This window comes from Chishuiella changwenlii (genome assembly GCF_900142565.1).
Classification (GTDB): Bacteria; Bacteroidota; Bacteroidia; order Flavobacteriales; family Weeksellaceae; genus Empedobacter; species Empedobacter changwenlii.
Genome location: NZ_FRBH01000007.1, coordinates 97,714 through 112,069 on the forward strand (window position 1 = coordinate 97,714; position 14,356 = coordinate 112,069).

Annotated in this window: 13 protein-coding genes; 5 read left to right on the plus strand and 8 right to left on the minus strand. The window is 28.5% G+C overall.

Annotation, left to right across the window (positions count from 1 at the left end; genetic code table 11):
- Positions 1-156 precede the first annotated feature (156 nt).
- From BUA86_RS09605 to BUA86_RS09620, 4 genes are all read right to left on the minus strand, one after another.
- Positions 157-1,401, minus strand: a complete 1,245-nt coding sequence (locus BUA86_RS09605; RefSeq protein ID WP_072932210.1) for a hypothetical protein — start codon at positions 1,399-1,401, stop codon at positions 157-159.
- A 161-nt stretch (positions 1,402-1,562) separates the two neighbouring features.
- Positions 1,563-2,657, minus strand: coding sequence for an LptF/LptG family permease (locus tag BUA86_RS09610; RefSeq protein ID WP_072932212.1), 1,095 nt, complete (start codon positions 2,655-2,657; stop codon positions 1,563-1,565).
- A 1-nt stretch (position 2,658) separates the two neighbouring features.
- Positions 2,659-3,789: a tRNA guanosine(34) transglycosylase Tgt gene (gene tgt, locus BUA86_RS09615; RefSeq protein ID WP_072932213.1), complete on the minus strand. Its 1,131-nt coding sequence runs from the start codon at positions 3,787-3,789 to the stop codon at positions 2,659-2,661.
- Between the two features lie 146 nt (positions 3,790-3,935).
- Positions 3,936-5,141 (minus strand): OmpA family protein, encoded by a 1,206-nt coding sequence (locus tag BUA86_RS09620; protein ID WP_072932215.1) that lies wholly within the window; start codon positions 5,139-5,141, stop codon positions 3,936-3,938.
- Positions 5,142-5,579: 438 nt separating this feature from the next.
- Here BUA86_RS09620 and BUA86_RS09625 point away from each other — a divergent pair, with 438 nt between their 5' ends.
- Both BUA86_RS09625 and BUA86_RS09630 read left to right on the plus strand, forming a co-directional pair.
- Positions 5,580-6,482: a mechanosensitive ion channel family protein gene (locus BUA86_RS09625; protein WP_072932217.1), complete on the plus strand. Its 903-nt coding sequence runs from the start codon at positions 5,580-5,582 to the stop codon at positions 6,480-6,482.
- Positions 6,482-7,738, plus strand: a complete 1,257-nt coding sequence (locus tag BUA86_RS09630; protein ID WP_072932218.1) for a D-alanyl-D-alanine carboxypeptidase/D-alanyl-D-alanine-endopeptidase — start codon at positions 6,482-6,484, stop codon at positions 7,736-7,738. Before BUA86_RS09625 ends, BUA86_RS09630 begins: the two co-directional genes overlap by 1 nt.
- A gap of 72 nt (positions 7,739-7,810) precedes the next feature.
- On the opposite strand, the gene BUA86_RS09635 is transcribed toward BUA86_RS09630, so the two are convergent.
- Positions 7,811-8,035 carry a hypothetical protein gene (locus tag BUA86_RS09635; protein WP_072932220.1) on the minus strand — a complete coding sequence of 75 codons (225 nt, stop codon included), beginning with the start codon at positions 8,033-8,035 and terminating at the stop codon, positions 7,811-7,813.
- Between the two features lie 332 nt (positions 8,036-8,367).
- On the opposite strand from BUA86_RS09635, the gene serS reads away from it, so the two are divergent.
- Positions 8,368-9,636: a serine--tRNA ligase gene (gene serS, locus BUA86_RS09640; protein WP_072932222.1), complete on the plus strand. Its 1,269-nt coding sequence runs from the start codon at positions 8,368-8,370 to the stop codon at positions 9,634-9,636.
- Between the two features lie 71 nt (positions 9,637-9,707).
- Here serS and BUA86_RS09645 read toward each other — a convergent pair whose 3' ends face one another.
- From BUA86_RS09645 to BUA86_RS09655, 3 genes are read right to left on the minus strand one after another with little or no spacing between them, the layout of a single operon-like run.
- Positions 9,708-10,652 (minus strand): pseudouridine synthase, encoded by a 945-nt coding sequence (locus tag BUA86_RS09645; protein ID WP_083580340.1) that lies wholly within the window; start codon positions 10,650-10,652, stop codon positions 9,708-9,710.
- Positions 10,653-10,662: 10 nt separating this feature from the next.
- A complete protein-coding gene (locus BUA86_RS09650; protein WP_072932226.1) occupies positions 10,663-11,586 on the minus strand; it encodes a geranylgeranylglycerol-phosphate geranylgeranyltransferase in 924 nt (307 codons plus the stop codon).
- A 28-nt stretch (positions 11,587-11,614) separates the two neighbouring features.
- Positions 11,615-12,532 carry a mevalonate kinase family protein gene (locus tag BUA86_RS09655; protein WP_072932228.1) on the minus strand — a complete coding sequence of 306 codons (918 nt, stop codon included), beginning with the start codon at positions 12,530-12,532 and terminating at the stop codon, positions 11,615-11,617.
- A 230-nt stretch (positions 12,533-12,762) separates the two neighbouring features.
- Here BUA86_RS09655 and BUA86_RS09660 point away from each other — a divergent pair, with 230 nt between their 5' ends.
- Both BUA86_RS09660 and BUA86_RS09665 read left to right on the plus strand, forming a co-directional pair.
- Entirely contained in the window at positions 12,763-13,419 is a 657-nt protein-coding gene (locus tag BUA86_RS09660) for a CBS domain-containing protein (protein ID WP_072932230.1), read from the plus strand.
- A complete protein-coding gene (locus BUA86_RS09665) occupies positions 13,419-14,303 on the plus strand; it encodes an NAD kinase (RefSeq protein ID WP_143147292.1) in 885 nt (294 codons plus the stop codon). Before BUA86_RS09660 ends, BUA86_RS09665 begins: the two co-directional genes overlap by 1 nt.
- Positions 14,304-14,356: the final 53 nt, after the last annotated feature.

Below are 14,356 nucleotides of genomic sequence, written 5' to 3' on the forward strand. Positions count from 1 at the left end.
AATTATTTTAAGTTGGTAAATAAATATACAATTTAAAATGCAATTATTTGTTAGTTAAACGTTTATTGTTTGTTAAAATTTAGTAAGTCAATTATTAAATTGATAAATAAAATAGTAAGCTTTTTATTTTTTGCTTCTAAATAACTTTTTTGAATTTTAATTAAAACCTTTAAATTCTTCGATGGGAATCTGATTTTCTGAATCACTAATAAGAAGAGCATAGTCAATAAAATCTATCGTAGATTTTGTTTGATTATTTTGCTTGTTTTTTTTTAAAAATGATTTTACCTCAATTAGATCAAATCCTATATTATATGGAGTATTATTGCTATTTAATTTAAATAATGTAATATCGGATAGTTTATTTTTCTTTAAATATTTTATCCCTTGAAAATATTCGTTCCAATAATCTCCAATTCCATAGCCTCTTCTTATTGTATATGATGTATAATTGCCTTTCTTATCATAAATTTTATTCCATAAAACTTTACTTTTTGTCAAATAACCAGCTATTGTAATTACTTGTTTTCTGGAATAAATATTATTCTCAATTAACTTGTTAAAGAAAGGTGCGTAACCAGACTCTTTTTCCTTTTGAATATGAAAAAAACCGTATTTGAAAAATTGTTTTTTTGAACTTAAAGAATATAGATTATTTAAGAAAACATAATTTGAAGTAATAATTTCTTCACGATGTCTAGATTCTTGAAAATTATATGAAATGTTTTGAATAATGTGATTGAATATAATAGTATCTCTAATGTTATTGTTATAATTTTTTTTATGATTTTCATAATCATTTATAAAATCTAATAAAGGCTTTTTTAAGTTCTCATTAGATAAAGAAAGGTCTATATTATCAGAAATAATTTTATCTAATTCATCACGTGTTTTCCAATGATTAATATCTTGACTCAATAATAGAATATGTTTTATAGGAAATTTGTATTCATTAATAACATCAAAACCAATTATTTTTATTGGTTTATTAGAATATTTTGTATTTAAATGCCTTAATTTTTTCCAAAAATTAAATGTTTCAATTGTGCCTTCTTGAGCTACTATTGTTTGAAAAGAAAGAACAAGCTCTTTGAGTAATTCTTCATCTCCATTATCCAAATATTTTTGAAAGAAAAATGCTTGACTAAAATTAGTTTCTGGAATATAGTATTCTATGGAATTATTCTTTTGTAATGATTCAATTAACTTTAGTTCAGCATCATATGTTTTAGAACTACCATGGTATGCTCCGAATCCAATTATGGAGAAATCTTTTTCTGGAAAAGAAAAATTTTGATTTCGAAGATTAAAACTATTTTTCTTTAAATAGTCATCTTTTGTATTTTGAGAATATACATTTAAAAATAAAAAAATGAATAATAAATTTAAGGTTCTAAACATTATATGACGATTATTTTAACTTGATACAAGTTAAAATACAAATAAAAAAATAATTATTAGGTGTTAGATAAATAGTGTTTTTAAAAATAGAGAATTAGTTATAAAACACAAAAGACCAACTTCTTTAGAAGTTGGTCTTTTATTATGTAGATTAAAATTTATTAAGATCTAGCTCTTCTAAAATATAAGAAGGCTGTTAATATTCCGAAAACAATATTCGGTATCCACGATGCAATGAACGGAGATACAAATCCTTTCTCAGAAAATGCAGACGTGGTCTGTGAAAAGAAAATATACACAAAAGCTAATGAAATACCTACAGCTAAATTCATTCCTATACCTCCACGTCTTTTTTTAGAGGAAAGGGATAAAGCAAGCAATGTTAGAATAATTGTTGAAAAAGGTGTACTTAAACGAGCATTTAATTCGTTTTGATAGGCATTTACATTTGCAGAACCTTTTGTTTTCTGAGCTTGTATAAAATCATTAAGTTCAAAAGTATTCATTGTTTCTGCCACATAACCCTCAGGTAAAATTTCATCTGGTGAAGCTACTAGCTTTATTTTTGCAGTAGGCTCGTATGTTAATTTCTCTGTATGATCTTTGTTTATTTCACGTGTGTAAACTGTCGTTAAAGAATAGGTAGAATCTTTGTCATCCCAATTAAAAGTTGAAGCAAGTATTTGTTTTTTTAATTCTGTTGAATCAAATTTCTGGTATACAAATGCATTTCCTAATTTATCTGTTCTATCATATCCTTCAACAAAAACAAATTCATTTGGCGATATTTGAGAAGCTATAGGCTGTCGTTTATAATATTCTTCACGATCCGAGCCGCTTAATAAATGACCATACTGATATTTATTTTTTTTGATATTAGCCCAAGGTAAAACAACATTTCCTACAACTAAAGCTGTCGCTGCTAAAAATATAGCAACCCATATGTAAGGTAAAGTAAATCGATAAAAACTAATACCACCCGAAAGAACTCCTACAATCTCTGTTTGCATTGTTAAACGAGATGTAAAGTAGATAACGGTAATAAAAACGGCAATAGGTAAAAAAGTATTAACAACCCAAATTGTCCAAAAGGGATAAAATTCAGTTAATGCCGACATTGCTGTAGATCCCGTATCATTAATACGTCCTAATTTTTGACTTAAGTCAACAATTACTGCAATTGTAGATAAAATCAGAACCATAAAAATAAAGGTCCCAATAAAATTTCGAATGATATATTTATCAATTATTTTCAAACTACATACGTTGTTTTAGTTGTGGAACAATTTGTTCTTTCCATTGTGCAAAATCTCCTGCTAAAATATGCTCTCTTGCAACCTTAACCAAATCTAAATAAAAAGCAAGATTATGAATAGAAGCAATTTGCTTGCCAAGAGACTCGTTTGCATTAAATAAATGTCGAACATAAGCTTTTGTATAATAACTATCTACGTAGCTTGTTCCAGTTTCATCTAAAGGCTCAAAGCAATCTTTCCATTTAGCGTTTTTCATGTTCATAACACCATTCCAAGTAAATAACATTCCATTACGTGCATTTCTTGTTGGCATTACACAATCAAACATATCAACACCAAGAGCAATACACTCAATAATATTCCAAGGAGTACCAACACCCATTAAATATCGAGGTTTATCTTGTGGTAATATTTCTGTTACAATATCAGTCATCTCATACATTATTGGTTCTGGTTCACCAACAGATAATCCTCCAATAGCATTTCCTTCGGCTCCAAAATCAGCAATATATTTGGCAGATTCTTGACGTAAATCTTTAAAATCATTTCCTTGAACAATAGGAAAAAGCGTTTGCTTATGACCATAATATTCAGGATTATTATTTAACCAAGTTCTACAACGCTCTAACCAACGGTGTGTAACATGCATAGCGCGTTTAGCATCGTGATATTTTGCTGGAATACCAGTTAATTCATCAAATGCCATAAAAATATCGGCACCAATGTAACGTTGTATTTCCATTGATTTTTCTGGCGTAAACATGTGGTAAGATCCATCTATATGAGACTTAAACTTTACACCTTCTTCACTTTTTTTACGACTTGTAGCTAATGAATAAACTTGAAAACCACCAGAATCTGTTAAAATAGGTTTTTGCCAATTTATAAATTGATGCAAACCTCCAGCTTTATGTAAAATATCTGTTCCTGGTCTTAAATACAAATGATATGTATTTCCAAGAATAATTTGGGCTTTTATATCTTCTTCTAATTCACGTTGATGAACAGATTTTACTGTACCAACCGTACCAACAGGCATAAAAATAGGTGTTTGTATAGTACCATGATCAGTTTCTACAACACCAGCTCTTGCCTTAGAAAATTCGTCTTTTTTATCGATTGAAAATTTCATAATGCGCAAAGATATTAATTGTTTAGTATGTGGCGAGTTAGTTTCTGAAAAAAAATAATTAAAAAATGAGAGTAAAGCGAACTTTACTCTCATTTAGGGAAATTACTTCGATATAATTATGAATTATGGTTTATATGAATAAAAAATTATTTTGTGAATCTTAACGACATTTTACGATCAGAGGCTCTTTCTTCATCAGAAGCACTTTCGTCTACTTTTGCAAACTCTTCTCCATATCCTTCTGCACTAACTACTTGTGTACCTACACCTTGTTTTGTTAACTCACTTTTTAAGAAGTCTGCACGTTTCTGAGAAATTTCTTTATTTAGTTTATCATCTCCTTTTCTATCTGTGTATGCTCCAATTTTTATTTTTACACCAGGATATTCTTTTAAAATTGCAGTTAAATTTTCTACTTGTACTTCCGAACCAGGTTCTAACTGATCAGTTTTACCAAAAACGAAGTTAACGTTGTCAAAATCAAACCATTTTGTTTTTAATTGTTCTTCTGTTAATGTATTAAATTCTGGTGAATGAATAAATGTAATTATTTGATCTTCTAATCCGTTTTGATATGCTTTTAAGTTAATATCTCCATCTAAATGTATACTTGAAACTTCTTTCGGAACCTTTATAGTATCTGTAGTAATACGTTTAACATTTGCATCTTCTACAACTGGTTCTTCACTTTTTCCTTTGCAATATTTAAAAAGGAAAAATGCTGCAAGTAAAAGTAAAAGTATTGGAATAAGTGTTTTTAAAAAACCTCCACTGCTTTTTTTCTTTTTGTTTGAATAATTGTGAGAAGGTATATCAACAGTTTCTTTTTTTAATGCAGGTTTCCAAAATGCTCCAAAACCTAATGCACTAAGACTTAGTCCTACTGGTAAAAGTTTAAGTATTTCATCTTTAGAATTCTTTATAAGTTTAAAAAAATCATTTTCACCTATTTGATTAGAATCAATTTCTTTTCCAAGCGTACCGAAAGCTTTCATGGCAGTTAAATCTAAAATTTTAGAAGAAGATGTTTCTGATAATCCACTGTACTCTGCTACTGTATCACTAATTGAGTAAACATCACTACCAAATAATTTGTTTTTTAGTCCTGTAATGATATCTGGAGTTTTTTGCAAAGCAGATAGATTTGTTACGTTTTCTTTAGTTCCAAATGTTTTAATAGATTCAAAAAGATTAGAGACAGTTTCTTTTTTTTCCAATACACTTCCTAGTAAAATAGGAACGTATGCTTGTATAGCATTGGATACACTTGTTTCATTTTCTCCTAATTCTGAAGAAATTTTAGAAATAAAATCAGGAGTAATACTCTCCTTTACTTGATTAATAATTTTCATAGTTTTAATTTTTTTAAGATGGTTATTGATGTTTATAGTTTAGTTACTATACTCATCTAAAAAATTACTACATAAGGAAATCTTACATAGAAGTATTTTCATGTGCTAAGTGTTATCTGAAATATTAATTAGTGAATTAGGTTGAAATAAAATAGAACTTATCTATTTTTCCTTTTCGAAAGAGTTTATAAAATTAAATAGATTTAATTTTCGTTTAAGAGTTATACTTTTCATAGTTTAGGTTTTATGTAATTATTTTAATATATGTTGGTTGGTGTTATTTTATATTAAAAAACAACTGCGTGTTAAAGTTAATAAAAAAAACTTAAATTTTGTTTTTTTTTTCAAAGACATAAATTTGGTATTATTTTTAGAGTCTGTATAAATTTATATTATAAAACTTTTAATAGATTAGATAAAACTAAAAAACAATTAATTATGCAAGAAAACGACAAAGTAGATAGTTTAAAAGATGTTATCCAAGCTCCATTTAAAGATTTGGAATACATTAATAATATAATACTTACAAAAGGAGCCGAAATTGGTTGGAGTTTAGTTTCTGCACTTTTAACTCTGTTTATAGGTTTTTGGATAGCTGGAAGATTGAAAAGAATCATAGAACGTAGAATGATTGCTCGTAATGTTGATTTATCAATTAGAACATTCTTAATACCAATTATCAATATTATTCTGAAACTAATTGTAGTCGTTTTTGTTGTTACACGATTAGGATTAAATGCTTCTGGTTTTATTGCAGCATTAGGAGGAGCAGGACTAGCAATTGGTTTAGCTTTACAAGGTTCACTTTCTAATTTTGCAGCAGGTATTTTAATTATCATTTTTAAACCTTTTAAGGTGGGAGATTATATCGTATCTCAAGGAAATGAAGGAACTGTTGAATCTATAAGTTTATTAAACACAGTAATTCATACTGCAAAAGGACAAGTGATTACTTTGCCTAATGCAAACTTATTTAATAACCCTATTGTCAATTATTCTATAAAAGAATACCGTAGATTAGATGTTAATATCGGAATTTCTTATGGAGATGATTTTGATAAAGCTAAAAAAGTTTTAGAAGAAGTATTAATTGATAATGAGTATGTAGATCAAGATCAATCAAAAACAGTAGAAATTTTAGAATTTGCAGCAAGTAGTGTTAATTTAGCAGTACGTTGTTATGTAAAAAATTCGGATTACTGGACTGCATATTGGCAAATTTACAGACAAGTTAAGTATGCGCTTGATGAGAATAATATATCAATACCTTATCCGCATACAGAAATGATTATTAAAACGAATAACGAATCTCCAAACCTTCCATTTGAACCAAGAGATTAATGAAAAACATCATATTATTTGTGTCTATTATTTCTTCTGTTCAACTTTTTGGGCAGAAGGAATTAATAGATAACGAATTAAATACAGAATTTTACTCTTCTCAGTTTACAGGATTTTATCTTTATGATCCATTTACGAGTGAAGAACTTTATAATTATAACGGAAACAAATTTTTTATTCCAGCATCCAACACTAAAATTTTCACACTCTATACAGCAATGAAAACATTAGGTGATTCTATTCCTGCATTTAAGTATCAACTTATTGGAGACGAATTACATGTAGAAGGAACTGGAGATCCAACATTTTTACATCCAAAATATAACAATAATAAATCTTTAAACTTTCTTAAAAACAATGGAGCTAAGATTGTGCTTCATTGGAATAATTTTGATGAAGAATCCTTTTTGCCAGGTTGGACGTGGGATGATTTTAGGAAAGATTATGCTCCCGAAAGAAGTCAATTTCCTATTCACGAGAATTTAGTTTCAATTTCAAAAAAAGGAAATTCGGTAGAGACTTTTCCAAACTATTTTAAAGAGTTTACAGTAATAAAAGATACGATTGAGCAACGAGATTTTTACGAAAATAAATTTTATATAAGTAAGAATAAACGAAGAGAAAGGGTACCTTTTATTGTGAATAAACAAACAATAGAAAATACATTATCAGAAGTTTTAGGTAAAACGATAGAAGTGTCAGATGCAGAATTTCCAAAACAGTTTATGATTTTTTATGGAGAAAAATCCGATAATGTTTATAAAGAGATGATGGAGAATAGCGATAACTTCTTGGCAGAACATCTTTTATTATTAATATCGAGTACGTTGCCTGGTAAACTAAGCGCTTTAGAAACAATAGATTATTCAAAAAAATATTTGTTGAAAGATTTAAAACAACCTCCACAATGGTTTGATGGATCAGGCTTATCACGATATAATTTGTTTACACCTCAAAATTTTGTTCAGGTATTAGATAAGCTATATAAAGAATTTCCTCAAGACAGAATATTTTCAATATTTCCAATTGGTGGAAAAACAGGAACGATAAAAAATAGATACAAGGATTCTAAAGATTCTTATGTTTTTGCTAAGACAGGAACTTTAAATAATAATGTTACGTTAAGTGGTTATATCAAAACTAAATCTGGGAAGATGTTGATTTTTAGTTTACTTAATAATAATTCAATCAAAGATTTATCTGAAATTAGAGATAAAAATGAGAAGCTTTTAAGGATAATAAGAGATAATTACTAATCATAGAAAAGTATAAAACAAAAAAAATCCTCAGCCTAGCTGAGGATTTATATTTTATTGAATTGATTTCAATTATTTAGCTGGAGCTACTTCTTCAACTTTAGAAGTTGCAGAATCAACTTTAGCTGCTGCTGAATCAACTGTTGCTGCTGCTGAGTCAACTGTTGCTGCTGCAGAATCAACTACTGCTGCTGCAGAATCAACTTCTGTTGCTGCTTCTTCAGCTTTTTTCTCTCCACAAGATACTGCTCCTAATGATAAAGCTGCTACTGCAACTACTGCGAAAAATTTTTTCATCTTTATTGTTTTTAATTATTAATAATTTTCGATTAATTTTCTTTACCAAAGATATTGTGAAATGAATGCAACATGATGTAAAACCAATGTAATATAATTGTAATTAAATAATTCTGATTTATTGAAATTTAAAACATTGTAAATTAATTAATTAAAAATTTATTTTACATGGAAAAATAAATTTTGTAAAATAAATTTATGGTTATCTTGAACTTAAATAAGTCATTTTCTGCTCATTTTTCACCATTTTGAATAGATTTTTGATACTTTATCAATTAATGTTCAGCAAAAAATTATTTATTTTATACATTTGTATAAATTTAATTAAAAATATGCTAGTAGTTTCTTACATTCAAGAAAACAAAGATCGTGTAATTGAAGGACTTAAAAAACGTAACTTCAAAAAATTAGATCTTGTTGATGAAGTTTTAAATGTTGATGAACTTCGTCGTAAAACTCAATTTGAATTAGATAATGTATTAGCTGAATCCAACAAATTAGCAAAAGAAATTGGTAATTTGTTTAAAGATGGTAGATCGGAAGAGGCTAATGAATTAAAAAATAAAACTATCGATTTGAAATCACAATCGAAAGAATTACAAGATTTATTATCTAATTACGAAAGTTCCGTTAAAGAAATTTTATATCAAATACCTAATATTCCTAACGAGCTTGTAAAAGCAGGAAAGGATGCAGATGATAATGAAATTGTTTTTGAAAAAGGTGAAGCTATTTCTAAACCTCAAAACTTACCGCATTGGGAAGTTGCAAAGAAATTTGATATCATTGATTTCGAATTAGGTGTTAAGATTACTGGAGCAGGTTTTCCTGTTTATAAAGGAAAAGGAGCTCGTTTACAACGTGCTTTAATTCAATTTTTCTTAGATAAAAATGCAGATGCTGGTTATACAGAAATTGTACCTCCATTTGTAGTTAACGAAGCTTCTGGATATGGTACAGGTCAATTACCAGATAAAGAAGGACAAATGTATTATATAGGTGAAGATGATTTATATTTAATACCTACATCAGAGGTTCCTGTAACTAATATCTATAGAGATGTAATCGTAAAAGCAGAGGATTTACCAATTACTCATACAGCTTATTCACCATGTTTTCGTAGAGAAGCAGGTTCTTATGGGAAAGATGTAAGAGGTTTAAATCGTTTACACCAATTTGAGAAAGTAGAAATTGTTAGAATTGAGAAGCCAGAAAATTCTTACGCAGCTTTGGATGCAATGGTAGAACATGTAAAAGGTCTTTTAGAAGATTTAGAATTACCATACCGTGTCTTGAGACTTTGTGGAGGAGATACAGGATTTACTTCTGCAATTACATATGATTTTGAAGTTTATTCTCAAGCGCAAGAGAAATGGTTAGAAGTTTCTTCTGTTTCTAATTTTGAAAACTTCCAAACGAATAGATTAAAATTACGTTACAAAGATGAAAATGGAACTCAATTAGCGCACAGCTTAAATGGTTCTGCCTTAGCTTTACCACGTATTTTAGCTTCTATTTTAGAGAATCATCAAGAAGAAAACGGAACAGTTAAATTACCAAAAGCATTACATGCTTATACGCGTTTTGAAACAATTGATTAAGAGTAATTAATTTTACGAAATATAAAAAAGCCACTCATATTGAGTGGCTTTCTTTTTTTAGGATTAAATCCTTATAGCATTTTTAAGAAATTAACTTCTTGTTCAGTTAATTTTCTATATTCACCTCTTTGTAAAGTTTTCTTAGTTAAACCAGCAAAAGAAACACGATCTAATGCTTCTACTGTATAACCTTTTGTTTCAAAAATACGTCTTACAACACGGTTCCAACCGATATGTAATTCAATACCAATTTCTGTTTTTGGACGGCCTTCAATAAAAGAAATATCGTCAACTACAGCAATTCCTTCTGGAATTAAACGAACTCCTTTTTTAATGTCAGCCAAATCATTAGCTGTTAATTTTTTGTCTAATGTTACATGGTAAATCTTCTTTACATCATGACTAGGGTGCGTTAACTTTTTAGTTAAGTATCCATCATTCGTAAATAATAAAACACCTGTTGTTTGTCTGTCTAAACGACCAATAGGAAAAATACGAGCAGTTGTCGCAGTTGACATTAAATCCATTACAGTTTTACGATCTTTTTCGTCTTTTGCTGTAGAAATAAAGCCTTTTGGTTTGTTTAAAACAAAGTAAACATTCTTCTCTGAAGAGATTTTACGACCATCAAAACGTACTTCATCATCGGGTTGTACTTTATAACCCATTTCTGTAATAACGTCACCATTCACTGTAACTATTCCAGTTTTGATTAACTCGTCAGCCTCTCTTCTGGATGCAATCCCTGCATTCGCTACATATTTATTTAAACGAATAGTGCCGTCGTCGACTGGAGCTTTCTTCAGTCTCTTAACAAATGGTTTTTCACCTGGTTTGTTAAACGGTTTTTTTGGTCCAAAACTTTTCTTTCCTTCTTCTGTTGGTTTTCCTCCAAAAGTTGGTTTTCCTTTCCCTGTAGAAGGTTTAGAAGAAGAATTTCCTCTATTTCCTCCTTTTCCACGATTGTTCCCGCCTTGGGAATTTCTGTCGTTGGATTGATTTCGTCTGTTATTCATCTGAATTTGATTAATTTACGCGCTTACTAAAATTTTGCGCAATAGTTTGCAAAGTTAAGGGATTTATTTCGATTAATACGATACTAAATACACCTAGTACTATCATTCCTTTAAAAAAGTAATGTAAAATCTTATATTCTTGTATAGTTTTTATTCTCCAAATCATCAATAAAACGAAGAAGAATGCGATGTTTGCGCAGATAAAGAAATATTTCATAGCACCAACATCATTTTTAATAATAATTAAAATACCGATAACTAATTCGGTAATAATTAAGCAAGAAATTAAAACTTTTGTAAAATCTATACCATATTTTATTGGAATCGAATTGTAATTATAAATTAAATCTGCTTTCTGTGAGCTTAGATCTTTTACAATATCTGTTATTAAAAATAATATGGTTAAAAATGTAGCATGAAGAGCTAAGTTAAATGTGAAATTATCAAAATAAATAAGTAAAGCAAAGAATGGCATTACTCGAATTATAATTAAATAAACATTTTTAATAAGCGCAAATCGATTTATTTTATGACTATAAAACCAAACTAGAAATTGATAAATAACAAAGAAAATAAAAACTCTCCACGAAATAAACCAAGCAATAATTAATGCACTTAGATTTAAAATGATGTAGATTGTTAGTTTGAAATTTTGAGAAACTTGCTTTTGCAAATAAACCTGCAAAGGGCGTTTTATCTCATCTTTCTCTAAGTCGTAAAAATTATTGATAATATAGCCTGCCGCAACACAAAGAATCGAACATAAGATGATACCATCTAATTTTACATCTGTAATAATTTGTCGATGTCCTAAGTCCGGGGCAAAAATGAATAATGCAGCAAGATATTGCGCAAGTATAAGAACAATTAAATTGTATCCACGAACAACAGAAAATAAAGCAAATAATTTTAATATTACTTTCTGAAAATTCATTTTTAGTAGACTTTTTTAAATTTAATTCTTAGAATTTATAAATAACTTCTGTCTGAAAATCTTTTAAGTGATTTTTAGCTGTCTCATAATCTTGAGTAAAACCAAGGACATAACCACCTCCACCAGAACCGCAAAGTTTAAGATAATAAGTATTTGTGTCAATTCCAGTTTTCCAAGCATCAATTAATTTTTGAGGAATCATTGGACGGAAATGTTCAAATGCCCAAACAGATAGTTTTTGTAAGTTAGAAAACAAAGGACTATATTCTCCTTTTACAAAGTTTTCTATACAAGCGTTGTTATATTTTATAAACTCTTCTTTAAGTGTTTTGCGGAAACCTTCTTTCTTCATTTTTTCGAAGAAAATATGAATCATTGGAGCTGTTTCTCCTGGCGCACCAGAATTAATTAAAAAGACAGCGCCTTTTCCTTCATTATTTGCAGTAGGTAAACCTATTGTAGAAATATCATCTTTAGATTGTATTAAAATAGGAATATTCATATAACAAATAAGAGGATCTATACCAGAACTTGTTCCATGAAAATGAGATTCTAGTCGACCAAATAAGCACTTAAGTTCACTTATCTTTTCTTTTGTTAAATTTTGAGTAATGTCAATTTTAGTTATTGCATACTTATCATAAATTGCAGCAACCAAAGCGCCAGAACTTCCTACGCCATAACCTTGTGGAATATTAGAGTCAAAATACATTCCTTGCTCAACATCCTTACAAAAAGATTCGGTATCAAATAATTCTGCAAAATTCTCTTTTAAGTACTTTGCATAATTTTTAAGATGAAAATTAGATTGTTCAGCTTTTTCAGAATGTTCAAATTTTAATGCGCCTTGATAAAAGTTATAAGGTACAATTAATCCTTTCGAATCTTCGATAATTCCATATTCACCAAACAAAATGATTTTGGCATAAAATAAAGGGTTCTTCATTTAACACTAAATTGGTACTGCAAATGTACAAAATTCGAACCATTATTTGTTAAATAATTATTCATAGTCTAATTTAAGAAATTGTAAATCAAAAATATGTTGCAATTATGGAATGTATTTTGCCTAATTATGTAGAAATGAATTACCTTTTTTTAAACTTTATTCTTAAAATAAACTTTAAAAAATTAGAAAAAGCTGTTATAAAAGTATAAAATATCTAAATTTGCGTTATGTATATCACGAACTATTTAACGAATGAAGTTAAACCAGGTAAGATTAATTATTCTGCAAAACAATTATTACAGGTTGTACAGGAGAACAAATTGACACATTTACCTATGTTTGATGGTCTAAATTTTGTTGGAAATATTTCTGAAGAAGATTTAATAGAATTATCTCATGAAGATAATAAAGTTGATTATTCATCTTACTTAGAGAATTTTTTTCTTTCGGAATCTAGTACGCTTTTAGAAGCTGTTCAGATGATGTATGCCAATCAATCTAATATACTTCCAATTATTAACGAACAATCTCGTTATGTAGCATCTATTACAGAGAATGATATAATCGGAGCATTTGCAAGTTTTCCTTTTGTTTCATCTGAAGGTGTTTCTATGTTAGTTTCAATTTCAGAAAAAGACTTATCTATCACAGCAATTTCAAATATTATTGAAGGTAATAATGGTAAAATTTTGGGATTAATGGTTGTAGGAAATAAAGAAGACCGTGTCTATGTTTTATTAAAATTTAGTACGTCTAATTTATTAGCAATTGGAGAAACATTTGAGCGATATGGTTATCAAGTGATACAGAAATTTTATAATGACGAAAAACAAGAATTGTTGCAGAACCGCTATGCACAATTACTAAAATACATGAACACCTAATGATAAAAGTTGCTCTTTTTGGACAAAAAACAAGTACGTCTTTAACGGATATTATTCCAGAATTTTTAAACTACTTAAATAAAAATAATATTATTTATTGTGTAGAAAAAAAATTCTTGGAGATACTTAAAGAATCAACAAGTATTGATCTTAGTAAGGTCGAAATCTATACTTCTTATGAAGATTTAGATAAATCTGTAAAATTTTTGTTCTCTTTTGGAGGAGATGGAACTATTTTGTCTGCAACAACATTTATACAAGATTCTAATATTCCAATTATTGGAGTTAATACAGGACGTTTAGGTTTTTTAGCAACCATTAATAAAAGCGTGTTATTAGAACAAATGGATAGTTTTTTTAATAACGAATACAATATTATTCCAAGAACATTATTAACTGTAAAAAGAAGTGATGGCGTAGAGATTGAAAATAATTTCGCTATTAATGAAGTAACGGTTGTTCGTAGAGAAACAACAAGTATGATTACGGTTGATGCTTATTTAAATAAAGAATTTCTTAATTCATTTTGGTCAGATGGATTAATTATATCTACACCTACTGGGTCAACAGGGTATTCATTAAGCTGTGGAGGGCCAATTGTACATCCATCAAATCAGAATTTTATTATTACACCAGTAGCACCACATAATTTAAATGTTCGTCCATTAATAGTTTCAGAAAACGAGAAAATTAATTTAAAAATAAGAAGCCGTGCAAACGAATATTTCTTATCGCTAGATTCTCGTAACTTTCCTTTAACAACTGATGTTGAATTAACAATACAAAAAGCTGACTTCAAAATTCTCATAATAGAGCCTATTGATGCTACTTACTTTATGACTTTAAGGGAAAAAATGCTTTGGGGTTCCGACAAAAGGAATTAAAAATTACAATAAAACTTCTTAATTTTTGTTAAATCAGTTAGGTTGAATTGACT

Coding starts and splice junctions, on each gene's coding strand:
- BUA86_RS09605 (WP_072932210.1), bottom strand. CDS start 1,401: ATGTTTAGAACCTTAAATTTATTATTCATTTTTTTATTTTTAAATGTA.
- tgt (WP_072932213.1), bottom strand. CDS start 3,789: ATGAAATTTTCAATCGATAAAAAAGACGAATTTTCTAAGGCAAGAGCT.
- BUA86_RS09620 (WP_072932215.1), bottom strand. CDS start 5,141: ATGAAAATTATTAATCAAGTAAAGGAGAGTATTACTCCTGATTTTATT.
- BUA86_RS09625 (WP_072932217.1), top strand. CDS start 5,580: ATGCAAGAAAACGACAAAGTAGATAGTTTAAAAGATGTTATCCAAGCT.
- BUA86_RS09630 (WP_072932218.1), top strand. CDS start 6,482: ATGAAAAACATCATATTATTTGTGTCTATTATTTCTTCTGTTCAACTT.
- BUA86_RS09635 (WP_072932220.1), bottom strand. CDS start 8,035: ATGAAAAAATTTTTCGCAGTAGTTGCAGTAGCAGCTTTATCATTAGGA.
- serS (WP_072932222.1), top strand. CDS start 8,368: ATGCTAGTAGTTTCTTACATTCAAGAAAACAAAGATCGTGTAATTGAA.
- BUA86_RS09645 (WP_083580340.1), bottom strand. CDS start 10,652: ATGAATAACAGACGAAATCAATCCAACGACAGAAATTCCCAAGGCGGG.
- BUA86_RS09650 (WP_072932226.1), bottom strand. CDS start 11,586: ATGAATTTTCAGAAAGTAATATTAAAATTATTTGCTTTATTTTCTGTT.
- BUA86_RS09655 (WP_072932228.1), bottom strand. CDS start 12,532: ATGAAGAACCCTTTATTTTATGCCAAAATCATTTTGTTTGGTGAATAT.
- BUA86_RS09660 (WP_072932230.1), top strand. CDS start 12,763: ATGTATATCACGAACTATTTAACGAATGAAGTTAAACCAGGTAAGATT.
- BUA86_RS09665 (WP_143147292.1), top strand. CDS start 13,419: ATGATAAAAGTTGCTCTTTTTGGACAAAAAACAAGTACGTCTTTAACG.